At 61.2% G+C, this 21,386-nt stretch carries 22 protein-coding genes; 9 read left to right on the top strand and 13 right to left on the bottom strand.

Features of this window, described 5'->3' with window-relative positions:
- Position 1: 1 nt before the first annotated feature.
- The 4 genes from KI617_RS08140 to KI617_RS08125 are packed head-to-tail and all read right to left on the bottom strand — an operon-like array spanning position 2 to position 3,236.
- Positions 2–1,009, bottom strand: a complete 1,008-nt coding sequence (locus tag KI617_RS08140; protein ID WP_226451503.1) for a DnaJ C-terminal domain-containing protein — start codon at positions 1,007–1,009, stop codon at positions 2–4.
- A 3-nt stretch (positions 1,010–1,012) separates the two neighbouring features.
- Positions 1,013–1,912, bottom strand: coding sequence for an arginase (locus tag KI617_RS08135; protein WP_226451502.1), 900 nt, complete (start codon positions 1,910–1,912; stop codon positions 1,013–1,015).
- Between the two features lie 51 nt (positions 1,913–1,963).
- Positions 1,964–2,605 (bottom strand): YceH family protein, encoded by a 642-nt coding sequence (locus KI617_RS08130; protein ID WP_226451501.1) that lies wholly within the window; start codon positions 2,603–2,605, stop codon positions 1,964–1,966.
- Positions 2,598–3,236 carry a 3'-5' exonuclease gene (locus KI617_RS08125; protein ID WP_226451500.1) on the bottom strand — a complete coding sequence of 213 codons (639 nt, stop codon included), beginning with the start codon at positions 3,234–3,236 and terminating at the stop codon, positions 2,598–2,600. Before KI617_RS08125 ends, KI617_RS08130 begins: the two co-directional genes overlap by 8 nt.
- Positions 3,237–3,331: 95 nt before the next feature.
- Here KI617_RS08125 and KI617_RS08120 point away from each other — a divergent pair, with 95 nt between their 5' ends.
- The 9 genes from KI617_RS08120 to KI617_RS08080 all read left to right on the top strand — a co-directional run bounded on the left by KI617_RS08120 (position 3,332) and on the right by KI617_RS08080 (position 13,047).
- Positions 3,332–3,586, top strand: coding sequence for a hypothetical protein (locus KI617_RS08120; RefSeq protein ID WP_226451499.1), 255 nt, complete (start codon positions 3,332–3,334; stop codon positions 3,584–3,586).
- Complete coding sequence (locus KI617_RS08115; RefSeq protein ID WP_226451498.1) at positions 3,579–3,839, top strand: GIY-YIG nuclease family protein; 261 nt, start codon at positions 3,579–3,581, stop codon at positions 3,837–3,839. The genes KI617_RS08120 and KI617_RS08115 overlap by 8 nt, the downstream gene beginning before the upstream one ends.
- 114 nt (positions 3,840–3,953) lie before the next feature.
- Positions 3,954–8,162, top strand: a complete 4,209-nt coding sequence (locus KI617_RS08110; RefSeq protein ID WP_226451497.1) for a DEAD/DEAH box helicase — start codon at positions 3,954–3,956, stop codon at positions 8,160–8,162.
- A 319-nt stretch (positions 8,163–8,481) separates the two neighbouring features.
- The gene (locus KI617_RS08105; protein WP_226451496.1) at positions 8,482–8,997 is read left to right on the top strand and encodes a phasin family protein; all 516 of its coding nucleotides are present in this window, start codon (positions 8,482–8,484) and stop codon (positions 8,995–8,997) included.
- A 94-nt stretch (positions 8,998–9,091) separates the two neighbouring features.
- The gene (locus KI617_RS08100) at positions 9,092–9,286 is read left to right on the top strand and encodes a hypothetical protein (RefSeq protein WP_226451495.1); all 195 of its coding nucleotides are present in this window, start codon (positions 9,092–9,094) and stop codon (positions 9,284–9,286) included.
- 451 nt (positions 9,287–9,737) lie between these two features.
- The gene (locus KI617_RS08095; RefSeq protein ID WP_226451494.1) at positions 9,738–10,019 is read left to right on the top strand and encodes a hypothetical protein; all 282 of its coding nucleotides are present in this window, start codon (positions 9,738–9,740) and stop codon (positions 10,017–10,019) included.
- Positions 10,020–10,563: 544 nt separating this feature from the next.
- The gene (locus KI617_RS08090) at positions 10,564–12,024 is read left to right on the top strand and encodes an undecaprenyl-phosphate glucose phosphotransferase (RefSeq protein ID WP_226451493.1); all 1,461 of its coding nucleotides are present in this window, start codon (positions 10,564–10,566) and stop codon (positions 12,022–12,024) included.
- On the top strand, positions 12,014–12,394 hold the full coding sequence (locus tag KI617_RS08085) for a VanZ family protein (RefSeq protein ID WP_226451492.1): 381 nt from the start codon (positions 12,014–12,016) through the stop codon (positions 12,392–12,394). The genes KI617_RS08090 and KI617_RS08085 overlap by 11 nt, the downstream gene beginning before the upstream one ends.
- Positions 12,382–13,047, top strand: a complete 666-nt coding sequence (locus KI617_RS08080) for a lytic transglycosylase domain-containing protein (RefSeq protein WP_226451491.1) — start codon at positions 12,382–12,384, stop codon at positions 13,045–13,047. The genes KI617_RS08085 and KI617_RS08080 overlap by 13 nt, the downstream gene beginning before the upstream one ends.
- A 53-nt stretch (positions 13,048–13,100) precedes the next feature.
- Here the strand turns inward: KI617_RS08080 and epsL are convergent, their stop codons facing one another.
- The 9 genes from epsL to KI617_RS08035 form a co-directional block, all read right to left on the bottom strand.
- Positions 13,101–14,309: an XrtB/PEP-CTERM-associated polysaccharide biosynthesis outer membrane protein EpsL gene (gene epsL, locus KI617_RS08075; protein ID WP_226451490.1), complete on the bottom strand. Its 1,209-nt coding sequence runs from the start codon at positions 14,307–14,309 to the stop codon at positions 13,101–13,103.
- A gap of 65 nt (positions 14,310–14,374) precedes the next feature.
- Entirely contained in the window at positions 14,375–15,073 is a 699-nt protein-coding gene (gene phoB, locus KI617_RS08070; RefSeq protein ID WP_226451489.1) for a phosphate regulon transcriptional regulator PhoB, read from the bottom strand.
- Between the two features lie 87 nt (positions 15,074–15,160).
- On the bottom strand, positions 15,161–15,862 hold the full coding sequence (locus KI617_RS08065) for a CAAX prenyl protease-related protein (protein ID WP_226451488.1): 702 nt from the start codon (positions 15,860–15,862) through the stop codon (positions 15,161–15,163).
- Positions 15,859–16,449 carry a hypothetical protein gene (locus KI617_RS08060; RefSeq protein WP_226451487.1) on the bottom strand — a complete coding sequence of 197 codons (591 nt, stop codon included), beginning with the start codon at positions 16,447–16,449 and terminating at the stop codon, positions 15,859–15,861. Before KI617_RS08060 ends, KI617_RS08065 begins: the two co-directional genes overlap by 4 nt.
- Entirely contained in the window at positions 16,436–18,085 is a 1,650-nt protein-coding gene (locus KI617_RS08055) for a putative porin (RefSeq protein WP_226451486.1), read from the bottom strand. The genes KI617_RS08060 and KI617_RS08055 overlap by 14 nt, the downstream gene beginning before the upstream one ends.
- Before the next feature lie 36 nt (positions 18,086–18,121).
- Positions 18,122–18,784 (bottom strand): TonB family protein, encoded by a 663-nt coding sequence (locus KI617_RS08050; protein ID WP_226451485.1) that lies wholly within the window; start codon positions 18,782–18,784, stop codon positions 18,122–18,124.
- A 5-nt stretch (positions 18,785–18,789) separates the two neighbouring features.
- Positions 18,790–19,194 (bottom strand): ExbD/TolR family protein, encoded by a 405-nt coding sequence (locus KI617_RS08045; RefSeq protein ID WP_226451484.1) that lies wholly within the window; start codon positions 19,192–19,194, stop codon positions 18,790–18,792.
- 3 nt (positions 19,195–19,197) lie between these two features.
- Entirely contained in the window at positions 19,198–19,602 is a 405-nt protein-coding gene (locus KI617_RS08040; RefSeq protein WP_226451483.1) for an ExbD/TolR family protein, read from the bottom strand.
- 15 nt (positions 19,603–19,617) lie between these two features.
- Positions 19,618–21,351, bottom strand: a complete 1,734-nt coding sequence (locus KI617_RS08035; RefSeq protein ID WP_226451482.1) for a DUF2341 domain-containing protein — start codon at positions 21,349–21,351, stop codon at positions 19,618–19,620.
- Positions 21,352–21,386 lie beyond the last annotated feature (35 nt).

Raw genomic sequence — 21,386 nt, 5'->3', positions numbered from 1 at the left:
TTTAGTCGAAGCCTTGGTTTTTTCGCCATTCGGCGATTTCCGGCAAGGATTCTGAAGCATCGTCGACCAACGCCGCATTCGCCTGCAAAAGCAGCTTGCGCTGGCGAGCGCTGAGCTGGCGCGGAAACACCGGCTCCAGTTCAACCACCAAATCACCGGCCCGATTCCTTCCGCGTCCCGGATATCCCTTGCCGGGCAAACGCAACTCTCGGCGCTCGGCAACGCCGGGTTCCAGGGAATAGCCGAACACCCCGCCCAACGATGGCATCTCGATCTCAGCCCCGGCAATCATCGCCAGCGCGCTGACCGGCATCTGAAAATGCAGATCGCGACCACGTAGCTGGTAAAGCGGGTGCGTACGAATGATCAGCGTCAGATACAGATCACCAGCCGCACATTCATCATTGCCCGGCTCGCCCTGCCCCGCCAGCCGCAGTTCATCACCGGGCAGCATGCCTGGTGGCACCGTGATCTTCAGGCTGACGTCATCCGCTTCCCGCCCGCTGCCACCGCAATCCGGGCAGATGCGCTCCCTGAACAAGCCTTTTCCGTCGCAGGCATCGCAACGAACCAGTTTGCGGTGGGCATCGTGCACACGCCCGCTGCCATGACAAGCATCACAAAAGCGGGTTCGCGACATGCCGGCCTCACCGCTACCTTCGCAGGTCGGACAGTCCTTGCCGCGAGCGTAGTGAACCGTCTTGCGACAGCCGGCGGCGGCCTCTTCCAGGCTGACCTCAAGGTTCAGGCGGATATCTGCCGCCCTCGCAACGCTCTCTTCCGGTTCGGCGGGCTCGTTGTCGGGCGAATCGGCATTGACCTCTTCCGGCTCTTCGCCGGTTGTCAGGCGCTCATAGGCGATATTGATAGCCTTGAAGCGCTCGGTCGCTTCCGGATGACTATTGCGGTCGGGGTGCCAGCGCATGGCCAGGCGGCGATAGGCGCGTTTCCATTCAGCCGGACCTGAATCCTTGGCCACATCGAGAACTTCGTACGGGTCGATTTCCATGACCTACTTTTTGCCTGCAGGCAAAATCTGTTCAATCAGATCGGAAATCAACGCTGCCGTTACCCCGTGGCGGTCTCGATCAGGGTTGTATTCGACGATTTCCAGTGCCTTGAGTCCGGCCTGGGTAGCGAGCCAGTGCATTGCTGTCAGCACATCGTAGGAGACCAGGCCATCCGGTTCCGGACTGCCGACACCGGGCGCCAGCCGCGGATCTATGGCATCCAGATCGAGCGTCACGCCAAAACCGGCCGGCGCGCTGGCGACAATGGCTATCGCCTCGTCCAGGCAGGCGGCAAACCCGCGTTGCAGGACTTGTTCACTATCGATGATGCGAACCCCCAGCCGCTGCAGGAACTCGAGTTCCTCCGGCTCATAGCTGCGCGGCCCGAGAATAACCGTGTGCGCCGCGCTGACTTGCGGCCCGTTCAGGCCGATATTGAGCAGGCGCTTGTCGCCACGCCCGAGCAGGCAGGCCAGCGGCATACCGTGGATAGCCCCGGAATAGGTCGTTTCCGGCGTATGGCTGTCGAGATGGGCATCAATCCACAACAGGCCGCAGGGCTCACCAAGCACCCGGGCAATACCGCTCCAGGTACCGATGGCGATGGAATGATCGCCGCCGATAACCACCGGAAATTCGTCGGCCCTTAGTGTCAGCGCGACTTCATCGGCCAGATGGTGGCAAAGCTCCGCAATCCGGGCAGTCGTCGAGGTGCCGTCGTTATCCGGCGCGAACAAGGTCTTGCCCCAATCCACCAGGGGGTGATGCTCGAGTTCGTGCCAGGCCTGTGAATGATGAAACGCGACCGGCCCATCCTCGCAAGCCTGATCCTGCGCCCCGAGGCCGCTGGCGGCGCCGATGATGCGAATGCGGCTGTATTTCGGGGAAGCGAGGGATTTCATGGCGGGCGAATTATAGGTCAAGCATGTGGCAGCACTGCCGCAAACGCCTGCCTATTCATGGCTCCGGTTGAGCAGCAAAGCCCTTAATTCAGCGACCTCGGCCTCCAGAGACGATACCCGCGCCCGAAGCTCCTCGATATCCTGCGCACCCGCGGCTGGCGACCGACCAACCGGGGTCGCCTCAATCACCGGCTGACCGCTCAGGAGGTGCATCCAGCGGTTTTCACGCGATCCAAGCAGGCGCGGCAGCTCGACCACCAAGGCGCCCTCTTCCTTCGCTGCCAGTTCCTCGAGAAAGGCCTCGACCGAGGAAATATCGGCAAAACGGTGCAGGCGTTCGCAATTGAGGCGAAGCTCCCCGGCCGTTTGCGGCCCGCGCAACATCAGCACGGTCAGCAAGGCCGAAGCCTGCGTCGGAACGCCGAACGACTTTTCGAACAGATGTTCAAAGCGGCTGACCCGACTGCCACTGACCTCGCGCACCAGACCAAGATCCTTCAGCCGGTCGAGCGCCACCAGAATCTCGGCTTCGCTGGTTTCGATCACCGGATTCCGGCTGGTTTTCTGGTTGCAGCCGGCCATCAGGGCATTGACCGACAAAGGGTAAGTATCGGGAACAGTCCGTTGTTTCTCGACCAGAGTGCCGAGAATGCGGGTTTCAAGCAAAGAAAGCATCGGCGTTGATTCAGCCATGGGTTGTTTCCTGTGAATTGTTTGCGACAGTGCCCGGCTCGCGGCGCTTCGGGTCACGCAACCAAGCATGATAAAGCTGCAAGGCGACATGGGCATCGTTGGCGGCGTACAGCAACTGGCGCTCGTTGAGGCGCGGACTGGCCCAGTTGCTGGTTCCCACCTTCTTCGATTTCTGGAATTTCTGGCCGAAATAGTGGGCCACCGCCACCTTGGCGCCGACTGTGCCGCGATGCCCCGGACCACGCATCGCTTCGCCAAGGTCAAGCACGTTGTTCAGTTCAATTCCCAGCCGCGACCGCAGCACGCTTCGGTCATTGCCCAGCCCGAGCCCGACTTTGAGAATATCCGCTGCCGAAAGGATGCGCCGCAGCACCTCGTGGTTTGCGGCAAACGAGACCGGAAGCAGGAAAACATGCTCGCCAGTGGCCAGTTGCACCAGGTGCGGGCCGGTCGACACCTCTCCTTTAAGGAAGGTTGGTTTCGACTCCGTATCGAAGCCGATTACCGGTGCCGCCAACAGCGCGGCCAAGGCCTGCGCCGCCAGAGCCTGGCTATTGACCAGCGTTACCTGATTAATGGAAACCCCGACATAAACGGGCAGTTCGCTGGCCGCCAGCTGGCTGCGGCTCATCGTTACATCGCTCAAAAGTCAGCACCTCGAATTCGGCCCATCAACCTTGGCGGCAGCATCCATGTATCCTTCGCTTTTTGAACAGATGCAAGTGTATGAGATCACGCTGGCCCAAGGGCCTTTTCTCGTGGCTGAAGGCCATTCTTTTCGGCAAAGCCGCCCCGCTTTCGGACTACGAACGCGCCCGGCAACTGATCGCTGCCGTTGATCGCGGCGGAATCCCGCTCAATGCGGCCAAGGTCAATGCCATCGCCCGAAGCCTTGGCCTGGAAATATCGCGGCACGCCCCCATCGAGGAAACCATCCAGCGTATCCGACTGGCCCTGACCCGGGTAAGCCAGCATGACTAAACCCTGGTTCCTGTACATGATCGAATGTATCGATGGCAGCATCTACACCGGCATCACCGTCAATGTCGAAACCCGCTATGCCGCCCACTGCCAGGGTACCGGGGCCCGCTATACCCGCTCGCATCCGCCGCTCAGATTGTTGGGGTACGAAACGCACCCCGATCGCTCATCAGCCTCGAAAGCGGAATACCGGGTCAAGCAGTTGAGCGCCGCCGAAAAGCAGCGCTACGCCGCCACGCTTCAGGCCGGCTGATCACGCGCCGTCAGGAAAAGTACCGGCCCACGGGCGGGAGGACGGCGTCCTTTTAGCCACACCCACACTGTCGATGCGACAATAGCGGGCAATCGGTTCAAGACAGAATCCAGCATGACCCACGACCTTTTCGATACAGAGCCCCCCATAGACGCCATCGGCAAACTCGACAAACAGGGGCTCAGCGCCGATACCCATAAAGTGGCACTGGCCAGCGCCCTGCTGTGGATGGAGCGCACCCGCACCGATCTTTACAACTTGCTTCCGCTGCTGGGGTTCAAAAACTCGGCCGGGCGCAATTTCACCGGTGAGCAGGTAAAAACTGCGATTGATGAACTGAAAGCCAAGCAGTTGCTCCAGGAAAATGCCAAGCGCCCCGGCTACTTCCAGCTTGCCGACACGCTGCGCATGACGCTCTACCGGCAATTGCTCGAGATCATGGAAGGCCGCGAGCTGGTCAGCCTTGTTTCCCGCTTCCATCATTTCGACTTGCGACGTTTGCGCTATTTCAACTTTGGCAGCCAGCCGGTCACCATCCCCCTGCTGCGCGCCATGCTGCTCTCCGGCGCCGGGCAGGAAGAGCTGGCGCCTCTGATCAACGCGATCAACCAGGAACACGACTGGGGGCAACTGGCGGCCCACGCCGTCCTGCTGCCGTTCGACGCCGCCAGTTTCAAGCGCATTGATCCTTACTGGCAAAGCGAGCTGGCCAACCGTGCCGTCATCTCGGTCAGCAACCTCTGGTCAAGCAATCTGCTACCCATCGTCGATTGGGCCATTGAACAATTGCAGACCAACCCGCAAAGCCTAGCGCCGTATCTGCGCATGGCCCTGGCCGATATTGCCCTGCAACGCGGCGACCAGGTCTTGCTGCAAAAAGCCCTGCACAATCTTGACGGTGCGGGCTGCGATGCCATTCGCGCCGCAGCGCTGATTGCCGATGGGCAATGGGAAAGCGGGCAAAAAGCCTATGAAGCCGCCCTCAAACGCGGCCAGACCGAGATGGGCGTCCGCAAGCGGGTTTTCCCGGAAAGCGTCACCTGGCTCTATCCGCTCGCCCTGCTCGCCCAAGGCAGCCAGAAACAGCTCGACCTGGCGCGCAAATTCTGCGTCGGCGAGGCTGGCACGCGAACGCCCAGCGCGCACGACGACTGGGGCCGCTGGGTCAATGCCATCGATGCCCGACAGGGCAATGCACCGCTGTCATCGAGTGCTTTTTCCTTGCAAGCCTCGGCTTACGAGCGTTATTCGCAGGCGCTTTTGTGGAAAGTCATGCTCGCCGCCTGGCTCGGCCCCGACAAGCTGGGCGCCATGGCAGCAACCGGCAAGGACAGCGTGTTCGTCGGGCTGCGCCAGCGCCTGCAGAACTGCCAATTCAACATGCTGCTCAGGATGCTCGACAACGCCGAAATCGTCCTCGCGGGTGGCGAACCGCCGGCCGGCTTTTTCGTCGCCGGCAAGGGTGAGCAATGGCGCGAGGTACTCAGCGCGCTGCAGGAACTGGCCGACGTAAGCACGCCCGGCACGAAAGGCAAGGACGACGCCGAAAAAACCCGCATTCTGTGGCTGCTCAGCCTCGGCAAGCATGGTGAACTGATTAACATCAATCCCTTCGAACAGAAACGCGGCAGCCGTGGCTGGAGCAGCCCGAAACCCCTGCCGCTAAGCCGGCTGGCCGCCAATCAGGAACTACCACCCGCTGACGCCAAAGTGGCCCGCTGCCTGCGCGCCGAGCGCCATTACGCCAAGCGCTTCAACATTGATCTGGCGGCCGCCATCGGCGTCCTGGTCGGCCATCCGGCGGTCGCCCTCGACACTGCGCCAGGCCAGTTGGTCGATCTCGTCGAAACGCCACCCGAACTCGAAGTGGTCCGCCAGGGCGACAAGATCGTCATGCAGATCACGCCGCCCCTACGTGCCGAGGCGGAAGAAAATTACTACTACGATGCAGAAGAAAAGCGCGATGCCGAGGCGCTGCGCCTGATCACCCTGCTGCCGGAGGGGCCTCAACGCGTCCGGCTGATCCGCTACACGGCGGCGCAACGACGCGCCGCCCAACTAGTTTCCGGGCGTTTTGCCGTGCCGGCCAAGGCCGAAGGGGTACAAGCCGACCTCGACAAGACCCTGCAGGCGCTGGCCGGGCACTTCCAGGTGCATGCCGATGCGGCGCAGGCGTCGCGGCAGGTGGAAAGCGAATCGCGGCTGCGCGCCGAACTGGCGCCGGTTGGCGAGGCGCTGTCGCTGCGCCTGGTTGCCGCGCCGCTTGGCGCCGACGGCCCGCGTCTGCCGGTCGGCAGCGGTCGCCTCCGCCTGATGGCGGCGATAGGCGGTGAGACAGTAGGCACCGAGCGCAATCTGGCGGCGGAAAAGAAACATAAGGAAAGCCTGCTCGACGCCTTCCCCTTTCTCGAAGACATCGGTGGTGCGGAAAGTGGCGAGTGGCTGATCGAAGACCCGGAACAGGCACTCGGCCTAGTCGAGGCGCTGCCCGGTCTGGCCGCCATCGCTGCCGTCGATTGGCCGAAAGGCAAGAGTGTCCGCGTCATCAGCGTCGATGCCGGCAAGCTGGGGATCACCGTCAGCAAGGAACGCGACTGGTTCCGGGTATCCGGCCAGGCCGGGCTCGATGAAGGTCTCGTCGTGCAACTGGAAACCCTACTCGCTGCCGCCCGCGACAAGAGCCGCTTCATCCCGATGGGCGACGGCGTCTACGCGGCGCTGACCCGCTCGCTGAAACAGAAATTGCTTGATCTCGCCGCCGTCGCCGAAGTCGACAAAAATGGCAGCAAAGTACCGCAAATCGCCGCCGCCTGGCTCGACGAAGTGCTCGACGGCACCGATCTGGAGGCCGGCGCCGATTTCCGCAAAGCCATCGACCGCCTGCGTGCCGCGCAAACCACCGAACCGAAACTACCGAAGTCCCTGCAAGCCGACCTGCGCCCCTATCAGGAAGAAGGCTACCAGTGGGCCATTCGCCTCGCCGCCGCCGGCATGGGCGGCTGCCTGGCTGACGACATGGGCCTCGGCAAGACTCTGCAGGCGCTGGCCGTCATGCTCGAACGGGCGAAAGGCGGCGCCACCCTGGTCATCGCGCCGACCTCGGTGTGCGGCAACTGGCTGGCCGAAGCACTGCGCTTCGCGCCCAGCTTGAACGCCCGCATCTACAGCGAGGCGAGCGACAGCGAACGCGAAGCGCTGGTCAGCGGGGCCGGCCCGCAAGACGTGCTGATCGTTTCCTACACCCTGCTGCAACTGGCTCAGGAGCGTTTCGCCAGCCGCCAGTGGCACACCCTGGTCGCCGACGAAGCACAGGCGATCAAGAATGCCATGGCCAAACGCTCGCAGGCCGTCTTCGATCTACCGGCCGATTTCCGCCTGGCATTGTCGGGCACCCCGGTGGAAAATCGCCTGGCCGAACTGTGGTCGATCATGCGCTTCGTCAATCCTGGCCTGCTCGGCACCATCGGCCGCTTCAACGAACGCTTTGCCGGCCCGATTGAACGCAACCGCGACCGCGATGCCCAATACGTCCTGAAACGCCTGATCAGCCCCTTCGTCATGCGCCGCACCAAGGGCCAGGTCTTGCAGGATCTGCCACCGCGCACCGAACTGATCCTCTCGGTCACCCCGGAAGCGGCCGAAGCCGCCCATTACGAGGCCCTGCGCCGGCAGGCGATCAACGATGTCAGCGCCCTCAACGACAGCGGCGCCCAGGCCGGGCAGGCGCGCTTCAACATCCTGGCGCAACTGACCAAACTGCGCCGTGCCGCCTGCGATCCGCGCCTGACCAGCCCGGAATTCGGCATTGCCGGCGCCAAGGTGCAGGCTTTCGCCGAACTGGCCGCCGAACTCACGGCCAACGGCCACAAGACCCTGGTCTTCAGCCAGTTCGTCGATTTTCTGCAAATCCTGCGCGGCCCGCTTGATGCCACCGGTATCAGCTACCAATACCTGGACGGCGCGACACCGGCCGCCGAACGCAGCAAGCGCGTCGCCGCCTTTCAGTCCGGCGACAGCGACCTCTTCCTGATCAGCCTGAAAGCCGGCGGTTTCGGCCTCAACCTGACCGCCGCCGACTACGTGGTGATTACCGACCCCTGGTGGAACCCGGCCGCCGAAGACCAGGCCATGGGCCGCGCCCACCGCATCGGCCAGCAACGGCCGGTCACCGTCTATCGGTTGGTCAGCAAAGGCAGCATCGAGGAACGCATCGTCGACCTGCACCACGACAAACGGGCGCTGGCTGACAGCATCCTGGCCGAAGGTGACACCTCGGCACTGCCGTCGACCGAAGACCTGGTGGCGCTGATTCGCGGCGATTAGCGGCACAGGCCCGGCAATGCGGATTGCTGGGCCGATGGTCGGTGGCATGTTTTCATCGACCATCCTGACACTGGCGGTCCCCCGCAATCGATGCCCTGCTGATGCAGCGAGGGCTGCGAAATGCAGCCAGACAGATTGGGCTTGAGCTGCAGCCGGCCCCTGCAAAACCGGCGATTGGGAAAACCCGACAATCGTCGGGTGAAAAATTACGGGACAACGCCCCGGGCAATCTTATTTTGCTGCAGTGCACAATTTGCCCCTCCGGTGCTCTATACTGCGTACCGAACACACTAAACCCCACACTTTTCAGGAAACAGCCATGTCTCTCAATACCGAACAATTCACCACCGCCAACAAAGCCACCGTCGATTCCCTGCTGGCCGTTGCCAATACTGCGCTGGCCTCCGCCGAGCGCATCGCTGCCCTGAACCTGGACACCGCCCGCGCTGCGCTTGAAGACACCGTTTCCGGCGTTCAGACCGTCATGGCCGCCAAGGATCCGCAAGCCGCCCTCGCCGCCCAGAGCTCGCTGGCCCAACCGGCTATCGAAAAGGCTGTTGCCTATTCCCGCACCGTTTATGAAATCACCACCCAGACCCAGCAGGAACTGGCCAAAATGGTCGAAGCCCAGTTTGGCGGTCTGCAGAAGTCCATGGCTGGCATGATGGAAATGGCTGCCAAGTCTGCTCCGGCTGGCTCCGAAGGCGCCATCACTGCCGTCCAGAGCGCCATCGCTGCTGCCAACTCGGCTTTCGGCAACATGAATGGCATCGCCAAGCAATTCGCCGATGCCGCTCAAGCCAACATCGCCGCGATGACCAAGCAAGGTCGCTAATCCGGCCGCTTGTTGCGAGACAAAAGGCCCTGCGAAATTCGCAGGGCCTTTTCACTGGGTTACAAACAAGCCATCGATTCGAATGGAGAACACCATGTCTGACAAGGACACCGACTTGAACGCTGATCGCATGCTGGAAGCCGCACTCGGCGGAATGACGCAGCATGAAGCGCTGATTCAAGCCTCCCTCGCTGACACCGCCGACATCGCCGGACGGGCTGCCGCCGCCGCAAAAAACCGCGAACGTGCCTTGAAGTTACTGGAAGCCATCGAAAAATCGATGGGCTGACCCGCCCGGAGTCGGGCGCCGGAAAACAGGCAATTTCCCGCCTCCACCGCGTGAACTGCCGTTCATCAGCGGCCAATGCACTGCCACACAGATCGCCACAACGCTCTGCTGACTGACGGCCCCGGAAGCGTTTTGATGGCTGCAGATTGAGCCCCTCATCTCTGCGCTCCCTCAGGATTGCTCAGTAAAAAATCCACATGACTGCTTCCGGGCAGCAATGTGGATTTTTTTCGCGCTGCAAACCGCGGCGCCGAAGGCCAACAGCATCGGCCTCGAAAACCGGCTCATCCCCGGAATCTAGCCAGGCGTGATGGTCAGATAAGGCGAACCGTTTTTTCGCATATCGAAACCAATTCAATATGTCATAAAAAATTCATGAACCGTTTATACAGTTTATCGAATTTAAATGGTAGCCTTAACGAATACCCCTTTATGAAACAAGGATTATTCGATGCCTCAAAACTTCTTGTTTATTGCCGTAGGGGGAATTTTGGCGGCAAGTTGGTTCTTGGCACCGCTGTTCCTTGCCAGAAGCAAACATGCGGCACCCATCGGCGCAATCATGGCGCTCTATCTGGCCGTATGCGGCGCTTTTCTGCTGTTTGCAGATGCAAAATCTGCATTTGTCGTCTTTGAGCTAGGCGTACTCTTCACGGTACTGGGAAAGCTTTTTGCACTCAATCTGGCCATGGTGCACACATCGATATACCCCAAGCACCGCCGCTGTTACTGACCGCGTTTTATTCGGTTTTGACCCAACACCAACCGGTGCTGATCACGTTCAAGCAACATCTTGCCTGAACGAAGCGATGCGGATGAATAGCGGGAGCCCTGATCGCTCCCCGAGGCAGGTCAAACTTACTTAGCCGGACTTTCTCGCGTCGACGAACCCGCTGTGCCAGCCAGTCACGAATGATCTGACCGACTGCTTGCGGCGACGGTTTCTCTTGCCTGCCACCTGCTGCCCGAGAACCGTGCGGATAGCCGTTACCCATGCTATCCGGATACCGGTTTAATTTGCCTTCAAGCATTCGAATGTGGCGACCAACGGCCGATCAGCCGAGTGGTTTAACAAATATTTAATGAACTTGGAATAAGCTGGATTCATTCGCTCATTAACGGCTTCAGAAGACTTGCCTGGGCCGGCATGAGGGCATCGCGGCCGGTCTCCACCAAGGAGGAATGGCGCGTTTTTCCATCATTCGCCGAGGCATTCCCTGTGAACTGGTCACTTTTGACAGCCAATGCCTGACCCGTTGCTTTTGCAAGATTGAACCATGACCGCCATTGCTTCAAGCACCTGCCCGCCAACACCAACCGCAGCGACGCCGCCCCACCTCGGCAGCACGTCTCGCTTCGGCCGTGCTGCCAGTCTGCACATCGGGCGCGACAACCTGATCAACGTCATCGAGGTGGTCCTCGATCCCTTGGTGCTGACCCTGTCTGTCTGGGTGATCGGCTTCATCGAGGAAGGCGAGCTGACCCTGCCCTACCTCATTCTTTCGCTGATGGCCTTTTCGCTGACCTTCCCGGCCCGGCCGCGACTTCAGGAATCGTTCGCCCGCAGCGTGCTGAGCATCCTCACGAACTGGCTGTTCCTGGCCGCACTGATCGTCTTTTTCGGCTATGCCACCAAGGGCCTGAGCCTTTATCCGCCACATGCGATTCTGACCTGGCTGTGGGCGGCACCGCTCGGCCTGATCGTCGCCAATGCCTTGTTCCGCCTGTCGGCCCCCCTGTTGCTGCGGGCACAGGGCAGCAAACGCGCAGTCATCATCGGCATGAACGAGCAGGGAGCCCAGCTGGCCTGCCGCCTGGCCGAAAGCCCATACACCGATCTTCAGATGCTCGGTTTTTTCGATGACCGCAATATCGAGCGCCTGCATGCCATCGGGCATAACCGCCCGCTGCTCGGCCGGATCAGCGAAGTGGCCGAATACGTCAAGCAGGCGCAGATCCATCTCATCTACATCTCGCTACCGATGGCGACGCAACCGCGCATCATGCGTCTGCTCGACGAGTTGCGCGACACCACGGCGTCGATCTACTTCGTCCCCGACATCTTCGTCACCGACATCATCCAGAGCCGCACGGAAACGGTCTGCGACATGCCCGTCGTTTCTGTCTGCGAAACGCCATTTACCGGCACCAACGGGCTGACCAAGCGGCTATCGGACATCGTGCTGTCGCTGCTGATCCTGCTCCTGATCTCCCCCATCCTGCTCGGCATTGCCTGTGGCGTGAAACTGACCTCGCCGGGGCCGATCATCTTCAAGCAGCGGCGCTACGGGCTGGATGGCCAGGAAATCGTCGTCTATAAATTCCGCTCAATGACCGTCTGCGAAGATGGCGCCCAGATCGCCCAGGCCCGCCAGGGGGACCAGCGCATTACCCGGCTGGGCAGAATCCTGCGCAAGACTTCGCTCGATGAGTTGCCGCAGTTCATCAACGTGCTGCAGGGCCGCATGAGCATCGTTGGCCCCCGCCCGCATGCCGTCGCCCACAACGAACAGTACCGCAAGCTGATCAATGGCTACATGGTTCGCCACAAGGTCAAGCCAGGCATCACCGGCTGGGCCCAGGTCAACGGCCTGCGCGGCGAGACCGACACCCTGGACAAGATGAAAGCCCGCATCGACTGCGACCTCGACTACCTGCGCCACTGGTCGCTCGGGCTGGATCTCTACATCATCGTCAAGACAGTCACCGTCGTCTTCAAGGACCAATATGCCTACTGACAAGGCCTTGCCGCTGTCGCGGCTGGGTCTTTTCATGGTGCTCGGCATCTTTTTCCTGCTCTTCGGCTTCGGCAGCACGCCGGCCTCCGGCAATCTGGTGGCAACGCCGTGGGACAAAGTCATTCACCTGCTGGTCTTTTCTGCACTCGCCTTCGGTTTGAGCGCGGCCAGGCCAAAGGCACCGATTTCCGCAGTCGCCGCGCTGGCGTTGGGCATCGGGCTGGCCGACGAACTGCACCAGTATTTGGTGCCGACCAGGCAACCCAGCATCGATGACTGGCTGGCCGATGCCGCCGGCACATTTTGCGGACTATTGCTCTGGCACTGGCTGGGGCGCCGGCGACTGAACGGCAGCGCATGCCGCCCCTGAACGCACGCCTCATCGTACTGGCCAGCCTGTTGGCTCAGGCCTGCTCGGCCCAGGCGCTTGAAGCGCAAGCCTACCGACTCCAGCTCGACGATGGCAGTACCTACCGCCTGCAGTCGGCCACCTTGGCCAGAACGACCAAAGCCGTCGATCAGCCCTCCCCGGTGCTGTCGGCCAGGCCCTACGCCGAGGAAATCGCCTGGGCCGCCGCCGAGGCCGGGCTCGATCCGGCCCTGGTGCATGCGGTCATTCAAGTCGAATCCGCTTATCGGGCCGATGCCGTCTCGACCAAAGGCGCCCTCGGGCTGATGCAACTGATGCCAGAAACGGCGCTACGCTTCGGTAGCCCCGATGCCAGCGAGCCCAAGGCCAACCTGCGCGCCGGCACCCGCTATCTGCGTGCCCTGCTCGACAGGTTCGACCAGCGCACCGACCTCGCGCTCGCCGCCTACAACGCTGGCGAGGGCGCCGTCCTGCGCCACGCCGGCAATATTCCGCCCTACCCGGAAACACAACGCTACGTCCCGGCGGTTCTGGAAAAATTCAAGGCGTGGCGCAGCGACCCGACCGAGCAAGCCGAGTATTTATCGGGCACACGTCTGGTCAAGGCGGCGCCGGAAAAAGCACCACCGCGCCATCGCAGCCGCAAAATGTAATCGCCATGCCGGCGTTGTCGGCAACAGGGCAGACGCCGGCGGGCTGGCGAGCATCAGAAATTCAGGCGGGCGTTCAGGCTCAGAATATTGGCTTTGAAATCCAGGTTCTCGCGGCTGGAATTCCGGGCATCGCGCTGATAGGTCGTGCTCAGCGTCAGCCAGCGTTGCGGATTCCAGTCGATGCCCAGGGAAACGGTTTGCAGCGTGTCCTTGCGCTCAGTGCTGCCGCTGGCCAGCGCCCCTTCGTAATTCCGCGCCTGCCAGTCGTAGTTGAGGCGCATGGTGGTCTTGGGCGTCATCTGCCAGGATGGTTTCAGGCTGACCCCGTTGCTCAGATAGTAGCTGCTGGAAAAATCCTGATAGGCCGCCACCTCGCGGCGCAGGCCGGCGACGAGCGACAAGCGGCCGGCCGGCTGCCAGTTGAAGTCGAGACGGCCAACATTGGCGGCGTAGTCACGCTGGCTGAAATGCTCATGTTCGCGCGACTGGCGGGCAAGCCGGCCGGTCACCGAGGTTTTTCCGGTCAGCGGCACGAACAGGCGAGCCTCGGTTTCGATCTGGCGGAACGCGTTGTCGTACTGCGGGTTGAACGGCGCCGGAACACTGTCGAAGCCGACCAGCTGCCTGTCCTTGTATTCGCCATTGCCTTCGCGCTGCAGCAACTGCAGGTAGTTGCCGGCCGGCCAGACGTATTTGCCGCCCAATTCCCAGGTATTCAATTCGTAGCCGCCCTGCTGGCGGAAGGTATCCGTATTGACCAACTGGTTGTTGGTCAGGCCGCCAACAAGCTGCCAGCCGCCCATGACGCGCCATTCCGCCGTCAGGCGATTGACATTGGTCCGGGCAATATTGCGCCGCGTCTGCGCGGTCGTGGCCTGGTAATCGACGAAGCTGTTCTGGACTTCGGTCTGGCTGAGCGAAAGTACCCCGGTCAGCCGGTGAGTCAGCGCCCAGTTCCAGGCTGCGTTGTAATTGGTCGCGCGGTAGTCGAGATAGTCGTTCTTGGTGAATCGATAGTCGACCAGCGTCGCATCCAGCGAGAAAAGCTGCTGGGCCAGGGGCTTGTTCAGGCCCAGCGTCAATGATGTCGTCTGCAGGGTATCGCTCTGCTCATTGCGTGACTGGCGAAACAGATTGCTGTCCTGCTGGGCACCGGCCGCCAGATAGATATTGAAGGTATCGCCGGCATCGGCCAGGACATCGGGAAGCACGCCGACAGCCAGCAGGCAGCCACAAAAATGACGCAGAGAAATTTTTACCAAAGGAAATCCGATATTCGACGTGTTGGGTCAGGCAGTCTGCAGCGAGGAAGCAGTCGTTTGGCGGCTCAGGCGCCGTCAGGACTGATCGAGAAGCGATACCCCATGCCCCGCACCGTTTGCACCATGCCATCGAGCGAATGATTTTCGAGAACGCTGCGCAGGCGACGGATGTGCACATCGACCGTCCGCTCCTCGATATGCGAGCGCCCACCCCAGACATAGTCGAGCAACTGGCCGCGACTATGCACGCGTTCGGCATTCGTCATCAGAAAATGCAGCAGGCGGAACTCGGTCGGCCCCAGGCCGATCGGCTCTTCACCAGCCAGCACCTTGCGGGAATTGGGAACCAGGCGCAGGCCACCGATTTCGACCGTTCCTTCAAGCATGTTCGGATCGCCGCGCCGGATCACCGCCTTGACACGCGCCACCAGTTCACGTGGCGAAAACGGCTTGGTGACATAGTCGTCGGCCCCGACTTCAAGTGCGGAAATCTTGTCGACCTCGTCGCTCCGCGCCGTCAGCATGATCACCGGAATATGGCGCCAGCGAATATCGACCCGCATATGGCGGATCAACTGGAACCCGGACATTCCCGGCAGCATCCAGTCAAGCAACACCACTTCCGGCAAATTCGTCGAAAGCAACTGCCACGCCGCCTCGGCGGTGTCGGCCGAAATCACTTCGAAACCGGCATATTTCAAGTTGACGACAATCAACTCATTAATATCCGGCTCATCTTCAACAACAAGAATTCTTGCTGACATCTCTTACCCATTTACATGGTTTTGCAGCGACACAGGATATTCCGTACAGATTACGGGATGATGATGCTTAGATTGCCGATGACATATTCACCAGAAATGCCACGCCCCCGTCGCCGGCACCCAGATGCCGAGGCCGGCATTGGTCACGGCATGGGCAAGCACAGCCACCCAGAGATTGCCACTGCGCAGGTAAAGCCAGCCATAGGCCAGACCAGCCAGAATCCCGGCGAGCCATTGGCTGTGTTCCAGGCCAAAAACCAGACTGGAGAGCAGCAAGGCGCGCATGCCGACCCTGGATGGTTCGACCGAAGCGAAATCGGCATCTTCCAGCCAGCGCATGATCAGCGAGCGCCAGAACAACTCTTCCATCAAGGGCACCAGCAGCGCTGAACCGGCCAGGCGCATCAGCGCCAGTGGCCAATCCAGTCCGCCATCCGCCGTGCGCGCCTCGAACCCGGACCCCGAATGGCCAAGCACGAAAATTCCGCTATCAAGCGCCAGCCAGATTGCCAAAACAAGCAAGCCAACGACGAAAGCGAACCCCATCTCACGCCAGGCCGGGCGACGGACGAGCGTCAACTCGATAAAGCTGCGCCAGAAGACAAACAGCAGACCGGCGACCAGCATTGCCCGCACGCCATACAACCACCGTGGATCGATATAGCCGGCCAAAGCGCGGCCGAGCCAAGGCTCAGCCGCCATCAGGCCGATGAAAACAGCAAATGGAATGGCGCGTGCAGCGGCAGGCAGCGAAGACGAAAAACCCCGCGCCAGGACGCCCGCGTTCACGAGCCCGAACGCGGGTTTTCCAGCTTTTCGCGCATGTCCTCGATGGCGTTTTCGATTTCCACCCGCTTCAGGCCGGTGAAAGGCTCGCGCTGCAAGCTGCTGTCGAGGCAGGACTTCTTCTCGTAAAGGCCCAGTATCTCGTTGCTCACCTTGCGCAACTCCTGACCGCGCTCGGTGCACGTCGCCAGCTGCTGCTTTTCGGCTGCCAGGGCAGCCTGCAGGCGCTTGCCCTCGGCTTCGGCCGCCCGCTGTGCCTCCTGAGTCTTGCGCAATTCGGCTTCGGTTTCGGCCAGCTTGGCGGCGGTCGCCTCACGCTCCGAGCGCAAGGCACTGACATCGCGACTCAGCGCAGCGGCGCGGCGCGCCTCGCCATCCACCTTCTTGCGGACCTCGCCCAACTCGCCCTCAACCGCAGCCTTTTCCTCGGTCAGGCGGGTTTTCTCCTGCTCGAGTTGACGCTGGACTTGTTGCAGACGACGCACCTCCCCCTTGTTCGGGTCGGCTTTTTTCTCGGCAGCAAGAGCCGGCATTGCAGCAAAAGCCGCCGCCAGCAGCAGCACAGAAAGTTTGGTTTTAGAAGCGCACATTGACGTCAGCCTGCAACAAATCCACCGCAAAGCGATGATTTGGATCGAGCGAGAAAGACTCAATTGATTCAGCCGACATCCAGCGCAAGGAGAGCCAGGCGTTCTGGTCGACCCCATAATTCAGGCCCAGCTGGTAACCCTTGAGGTTGGTGCCGCCAAGACCGAAATCGGAATCGGTAAAGGCGTCGACCGTGGCATCGGAACCAAGATAACGGTAAGCAAACGATGCCTGCCAGTCATGCCGCTTCTCAAGCTTGGGCATGCCGACCACGATCTTGTACAGGTAGCCGAAATCCTTGCCATCACTAATATTTACACCGGTACGACGCCGGATTTCGGCACGGTCAAAGGCGATATTCTTGACGTAGTCGGCAGTCAGCACGACATGCACTGGATCGAAGTGTGCCAAATCAAGCGAGGCAGTCAGGTTGATCGGGCGGAATTTGGAGGCGAGCCCCCAAACGGTTGCAGAGACATCAGAAGCTGCATTAGTCCGGAACAGGGTATTTCCCTTCTGGCGAAGACCTGAACCATACTCATACTGGCCATATCTGGGACTGTTTGCCGTGTAGTCGGCATCAGTTTCAAGAAGACCTTCAAGTTTGTCGAATTCGTACCAGGCCAAACCCACGGTCAAGCGGGAATTCTGCGCGAAATTCCATTTCGTTCCGGCCTGCACCCCCATCATCCATCTGTTTGGACGAGTTGGCGGGTTTTCCTCGCGCAGTGGGAACGCGCCCAAGGTCAGGAAAGGCCTGAAATCGCCGTTGGCAAAGCTTGGCTTGATCGTCGCCGCAAAACCTTCGAAATTCAAATCTTCGTCCCACACAAGGTCCGTCGAAAACCATGGATTCGGAATACGCCCCCCAGTGGCAGTCAACCACTCGACCGGATCGTATTTCACGTAAGCGCGGTCCACCATCAACTGGTACTTGTTGAAATCCTGCCCCATCGTTTGATTCGTAGACACCCGATCGGTCGTGTTGCCGGTTGCCAGACGAATCCCAGCACTCCAGTCATCGGAGACCTTGGCCAAAACCCCAAGACGTGCGCGCAAGCGATACCGGTCCCGGTTTTCAAGGGTATTGGCAGTCGCCGCCGAACCGTTATTGGTGAGGAAGCCTGCTGCACGGGTAACTTCGCCGCCCGTCGGATTGGCCCCTGCTGCAGCAAATATATAATCCAATGCCTCGGTATTGCTCTTGGCAAACTCCTCCGTCTGATAGCGCACCCTCATGTCACCTTCCCACTTGATGCGATCCAGCCAGGCCGGAACGGCATTCGGCTCTGCCCAGCGCTCGGTCTTGGCCTGGGCCAGCACTTCCTGACGCAACTGGTCGCGAATCTCGTTTTTCACCGTTTCCGGCACATACTGGACGCGAACCGGCGCAGCGCCCTTTGGCTTCTCCCGTGCGGCCGATTTGGCCGCCTTGGCTTGTGCCGCCTTGACCATTGCATCGGCCTTTTCCCGACTGAAGATGCCCTGGTCGACCAGCGCGTCGATCAGGTTGAGCGTCGTTTCGCGCAGGGTTTCAAGCGATTCCCGGTCGTCGGCCAGGGCTGGCTGTCCGACTGCCAGTAGGCCGGCGAAGACGCCGACCACGGCTTTGTGCAGAGGTTTCTGAGTGAATTTCATGGATTTCTCTCTGGGTTTCTTCAATTCAATTCGTGACTAAGGTGCACCGCGGGCAGTGATACGTATCCGGATCGGTTGCGGCATGTTTTCCGGCGGCGCCTCGCGCATGGCGGTGACCTGCAGCAGCGCCTCGCGGAGTAGCTCGTCCAGCGTCGCATTGCCCGTGCTCTGCGCCAGGTCGGCCTTCTCGACCGAACCGTCACGGCGCAGCCAGACGCGCACGGTGACGCGATAGTCGGACTCCTTCAATTTGCGGTTGCGGCTCAACTGGTCCTGCAGATGGCGCTGCAGCCGGCCGGCGTACATGCCCTGCACGGCGCCGGTGGCACCGATGTTGCCGCCGGTGTATTCGCGACCGACCGTGCCCGAGCCGAAGGCACTATCGCCGTCGCCGGCGGCGCCTTCCATCTTCAGCGGCTCGTTCTGGGCCGGCTGAAGCGCCTCCTTGGGCGGCTCCATCTTGACGTCCTTGGGGTTTTCCTTGGGCGGCTCGGGCTTCTTTTCTTCCTTGGGCGGCGGCGGGGGGGGTGGCGGCTTGTCAGGCAGCAGGGTGACGACTGGCGGTTTGCGCGGCTTGCTGGACTTGCCGCCCATCAGGGTCATGATGCCCCAAGCGACAATGGCGATAATCGCAGCACCGGCCACGATAATCACGACAATATTCAGCCAGCGCCGCGACGGCTTGATTTCTGTTTCCATGGCTGTCAGTTACCAATTCTCGCCGTCACCAGGCCAACCGAACCGATGCCCATGGCACCGGTGAGATCAAGCACTTCGACCACCCGGGCGTAATTGACCGCCGGATCACCCTTGAGCACGACCGAGGCTTTCGGATCACGCGCCATCGTCGCCTTCAGTTGCACCTCAAGTTCGCGAACCGTGACACCGACACCATTCAGATGCAGCGAGCCGTCCGGACGAATCTGGATGATCTTGATCTCGTGTTTTTCGGTACTCGGCTTGTTCGAAGGCTTGGGCAAATTGATCGACATCCCCGAAACCGAGGCGGTGGTCATCAGAATAAAAATGACCAGCAGCACATAGGCGAGGTCGAGCATCGGCGTGACGTTGATGCTGTCGTAGGGTTTGGTTTCCGCTTGGACGTGCATGGCCTACCTCTGCGCCCGGGTGGTGGCCAGACCGAGGTCGGTAATGCCGTTGCGCTTGAGCAACTCCATCACCTCCATCACCTTGGCGTACTGGGCCTGGCCATCGCCCTTGATGACAATCGACAGCGCCGGATTGGCGGCGAGGTACTGGGCCAGACGCAAGTCGAGCTGCTCCATGGTGACCGGGTAGGCATCGAGAAAGACGTCGCCATTACGGGCCACGGTGACTGCCTTGGTGCCCGGCTTGGCCAGGCTGGAGCTGACAGCCGTCTTCGGCAACTCAACCTTGACGCCCTGCACCGAGGCCGTCGTCATGATGATGAAGATGACCAGCAGCACATAGGCGAGGTCGAGCATCGGCGTGACGTTGATCTCGTCGTAGGGCTGGTTGTCTTCCTGAACGTGCATCGTGCTCGATCCCGCTTAGACCGCGTACAGCTCGGCCGACTTGGTCAGGAACTCGTCGGCGAACACCTGGGTGTCGGCCGAGACGTTCTTGATCTTGATCGCCAGCCAGTTGTAGCCGAACAGGGCGGGAATTGCCACGGCCAGACCGGCCACGGTGGCGACCAGCGCCGCGGCAATACCCGGCGCGATGGAGTTCACATTGACGTCGCCGGCCGCGGCAATCGCCGCGAAGGTGATCATGACGCCGACCACGGTGCCGAGCAGGCCAAGGAAGGGGCCGCCGGAAATGGCGATGGTGAGCAGCACGATTTGGCTGTTCAGGCGCTGGTTCTCGCGGACCATGGCAGCATCCATGGCGGCGCGGATCGAGTTGAGCGCGGCATCGGAAAGCTTGTTTTCATCACCGCTCTTGGTCTGGGTATCAAAGCGGTGGTGCATTTCCTGGATGCCGATCTTGTACAGACGGAAGATCGTTGAATGGCGCATCGCCTCGTCTTCCGAAATCGCCTTGGTATCCAGCGAATCCGGGCGCAGCAGCTTGCGCGGGTTGTCGCGGAAGCGGTTGAGGAAGGCGTCGTTGGCCTTCTCCGCCTTGCCCAGGAACAGGGTCTTGCCCACCATCACGGCCAGGCTGATGACGCCCATCACGGCCAGAATGCCGATGACGATCCAGCCGTCCACCGTCAGCGCGCCGAGCAGGATGCCGACGTAGGAGGCAGCTTCGCCACCGCCCTCATCCTCGGCGCCGAGCATCGGGCTGTCCGGCTGCTGGCTGCCGTGCAGAGCCTTGATGTAGTCGGCCGAACGCGAGGTCGCGGCCAGCGTCACTTCGTCCAGTTCGCCACGGAAACCGGCAGCGATCTGGATGTCGCCAGCAGTGTCGTCGAGCGCGATATCAGCCGTGCCGGCTTCGGCGCCTTCCATGTAGAAGGTCAGCTTGCCGCCGATCAGCGTCATCGCCACGTGCTGCCAGGTATCGGCCAGTACCGTCGCTTTCGACGGGAATTCCTTGCCATTGACCACGGCCACCAGCTTGCCGCCCTTGACGGCCAGGGCCAGACCCTTGCCGCCTTCGCCCTGCTGGAACAGCGTGCCGGCAGCATTGGCCACCGGCTTGATCCACGCCGTGAAGGTCAGGCCATTGGCCGTCACCAGCTTCAACGAAGGCGAGGCCGGAACGACCAGCGTGCTGCTGCCGTCCAGGCTGGCCGCATCGCCGAGCGGGCCTGCTACAGGCTTGGTGGTGAAGTCGCGCGGGTGATTGCCATTCCCCGTCGCATCGCGCACCGGGCCGTTGTCGGAGAAATGCAGCACCAGGTTCTGGGCCGCATCGTAGCTGCCCTTGGCATCGCTGGCGGCAGAGGCCTTGTCGTTACCCCACAGCAGGTTGACCGCGTCCGTCTTGGCCGACGGTGCCAGCTTGGGCTGTTGTACCCAGATCACCGCCAGTTCGTTGGTCGCATCGTACTTTTCAATATGGAAGCGCAACGGCGTCTTGCCGTCGGCGGCCGTCACGCGCAGATCGCTACCGTCCGGTTTGGCTTCGGCAAAGGCAAAATTCCCGGTATGCAGGCGCAAGGCCAGCGGCAACTGGGCAGCGCCCTGCTTCAGTTCGACGCCCTCGGCCGTCGTGTCGATCACGGTCTTCTGCTTGTGTTTCCAGTCGTCCGGATTGAAGCCGTCCGCCGCGTGTGCATTCAGGGCAAACAGGCTCGCCGCCGCCATCATCCAGTGTGCAAAGTTTCTCATCGTCTTCAAGGTTGTTGGGTTGATCGATCAATTAT

The sequence above is a fragment of the Ferribacterium limneticum genome (assembly GCF_020510625.1).
GTDB lineage: Bacteria > Pseudomonadota > Gammaproteobacteria > Burkholderiales > Rhodocyclaceae > Azonexus > Azonexus limneticus_A.
This window is presented reverse-complemented; position numbering and strand designations above follow the sequence as displayed.

Bases quoted from the DNA above. Each gene is read 5' to 3' on its own strand.
- KI617_RS08140 (WP_226451503.1), bottom strand. From the start codon at position 1,009: ATGGAAATCGACCCGTACGAAGTTCTCGATGTGGCCAAGGATTCAGGT.
- KI617_RS08135 (WP_226451502.1), bottom strand. From the start codon at position 1,912: ATGAAATCCCTCGCTTCCCCGAAATACAGCCGCATTCGCATCATCGGC.
- KI617_RS08130 (WP_226451501.1), bottom strand. From the start codon at position 2,605: ATGGCTGAATCAACGCCGATGCTTTCTTTGCTTGAAACCCGCATTCTC.
- KI617_RS08125 (WP_226451500.1), bottom strand. From the start codon at position 3,236: ATGAGCCGCAGCCAGCTGGCGGCCAGCGAACTGCCCGTTTATGTCGGG.
- KI617_RS08120 (WP_226451499.1), top strand. From the start codon at position 3,332: ATGAGATCACGCTGGCCCAAGGGCCTTTTCTCGTGGCTGAAGGCCATT.
- KI617_RS08115 (WP_226451498.1), top strand. From the start codon at position 3,579: ATGACTAAACCCTGGTTCCTGTACATGATCGAATGTATCGATGGCAGC.
- KI617_RS08110 (WP_226451497.1), top strand. From the start codon at position 3,954: ATGACCCACGACCTTTTCGATACAGAGCCCCCCATAGACGCCATCGGC.
- KI617_RS08105 (WP_226451496.1), top strand. From the start codon at position 8,482: ATGTCTCTCAATACCGAACAATTCACCACCGCCAACAAAGCCACCGTC.
- KI617_RS08100 (WP_226451495.1), top strand. From the start codon at position 9,092: ATGTCTGACAAGGACACCGACTTGAACGCTGATCGCATGCTGGAAGCC.
- KI617_RS08095 (WP_226451494.1), top strand. From the start codon at position 9,738: ATGCCTCAAAACTTCTTGTTTATTGCCGTAGGGGGAATTTTGGCGGCA.
- KI617_RS08090 (WP_226451493.1), top strand. From the start codon at position 10,564: ATGACCGCCATTGCTTCAAGCACCTGCCCGCCAACACCAACCGCAGCG.
- KI617_RS08085 (WP_226451492.1), top strand. From the start codon at position 12,014: ATGCCTACTGACAAGGCCTTGCCGCTGTCGCGGCTGGGTCTTTTCATG.
- KI617_RS08080 (WP_226451491.1), top strand. From the start codon at position 12,382: ATGCCGCCCCTGAACGCACGCCTCATCGTACTGGCCAGCCTGTTGGCT.
- phoB (WP_226451489.1), bottom strand. From the start codon at position 15,073: ATGTCAGCAAGAATTCTTGTTGTTGAAGATGAGCCGGATATTAATGAG.
- KI617_RS08060 (WP_226451487.1), bottom strand. From the start codon at position 16,449: ATGTGCGCTTCTAAAACCAAACTTTCTGTGCTGCTGCTGGCGGCGGCT.
- KI617_RS08055 (WP_226451486.1), bottom strand. From the start codon at position 18,085: ATGAAATTCACTCAGAAACCTCTGCACAAAGCCGTGGTCGGCGTCTTC.
- KI617_RS08050 (WP_226451485.1), bottom strand. From the start codon at position 18,784: ATGGAAACAGAAATCAAGCCGTCGCGGCGCTGGCTGAATATTGTCGTG.
- KI617_RS08045 (WP_226451484.1), bottom strand. From the start codon at position 19,194: ATGCACGTCCAAGCGGAAACCAAACCCTACGACAGCATCAACGTCACG.
- KI617_RS08040 (WP_226451483.1), bottom strand. From the start codon at position 19,602: ATGCACGTTCAGGAAGACAACCAGCCCTACGACGAGATCAACGTCACG.
- KI617_RS08035 (WP_226451482.1), bottom strand. From the start codon at position 21,351: ATGAGAAACTTTGCACACTGGATGATGGCGGCGGCGAGCCTGTTTGCC.